The organism is Bartonella raoultii (assembly GCF_019659805.1).
Classification (GTDB): domain Bacteria; phylum Pseudomonadota; class Alphaproteobacteria; order Rhizobiales; family Rhizobiaceae; genus Bartonella; species Bartonella raoultii.
On record NZ_JAIFRO010000024.1, the window covers coordinates 1 to 1,399 of the forward strand.

Genomic DNA, 1,399 nt, shown 5'->3' on the forward strand with positions numbered 1-1,399 from the left:
GCCATGATTACAAGGCAATTCTTTTTCCTTAATTCTTTTAACCATTCACGAATTTTCTCACGAAAAACAGGATGTCCAAGCATAATCCATGCTTCGTCAAGTGAAAGAATAGAGGGTTGTCCTTTCAAACTTCTTTCAAAACGTCTAAACAGATATAACAAAACAGGTAAACCATTTTTATCACCTAACTTCATGAGTTCATCAATTTCATAGACAATAAAATCATTATGATCTTCAAACTGTTCTTGACCATCTAACAAATGTCCCATAGCACCAGAAATCGTATAATGTGCGAGTGCATCACGAATTTCTTGGTTCTGAATCGTTGTAACAAAATTACTGAGTGAACGCATATTCTTAGGGGTTTTACTCATCTGCTTCATTGCACGATGAATTTCCATTTTTTGCTGAGGAGACGGCGCTTGCCCCGTCTGCAATTCATAGCAAACAGCAATCCATTCTTGCGCCCAAAGATTATCGGCTTCTGTATCAATGTCTGCAAGAGGCATAAGAGCACCGACAGCACTATCACTATCACCAATATCATAATGACGTCCATCTACAGCATAACACAATGCATATAATGAACGACCTTTATCAAAAGCAGTAATATTAGCAGGTAAATGCTTACCATCTTTATCTGTTGCCCTTGACCAATATCTACGCGCTTGCGCTAATAGAAACGCTAAAAGTGTTGATTTTCCAGCTCCAGTTGGGCCAAATACAAGTGTGTGGCCAACATCATCAACATGTAAGTTAACCCGAAAGGGCGTTGCACCTGTTGTTACTACTTGAGATAAAGCAGGAGAATTATCAGGATAGAGAGGACAAGGATTAATTTGTAAACCTGGCCATACACTTGAAAGAGGTAACATATCAGCAAGGTTTTGAGTATTAATCAATGGACGTCTAATATTTGGATAAGTTTGGCCAGCAATTGTCCCTAACCACGCTTCCATTGTATTGACTGTTTCAATACGAGCAGCAAAACCTTTATGTTCAATTTCGCGTTTAATTAACCTAGCATTTTCTGCTAAAACCTCACGGTCTTCATGCATTAAAACAATTGTTGGTGAATAATAACCGTAAGCAACAATCCCCGAACGAGCTTCGTTCATTGCTGTTTCAGCTTGTTGTGCCATCAACAAAGCATCAGTATTAATAGTTCCTTTATTGGTTTTAAAAACCTGCGAAAAGAACCCTCTCACTTTTTGTTGCCATTTTAATCTATATTTATTTAATGCAGCAACAGCTTCATGCTGGTCCATAAATATAAAACGACTTGACCATCTATAATGTAAAGGAAAACCATCAAGAATGTCTAATATTCCAGGATAACTAGCTGTTGGAAAACCGCCAATTGAAATACAGGAAATAAATTTATCCCCAAGTCGTGGAA

1 protein-coding gene is annotated in these 1,399 nt (G+C 37.7%); it reads right to left on the reverse strand.

Annotated elements, in window-relative coordinates:
* Positions 1 to 1,399: VirB4 family type IV secretion/conjugal transfer ATPase (locus tag K3248_RS08530; protein WP_503826676.1), on the reverse strand; the 1,399-nt coding region annotated here is incomplete at both ends.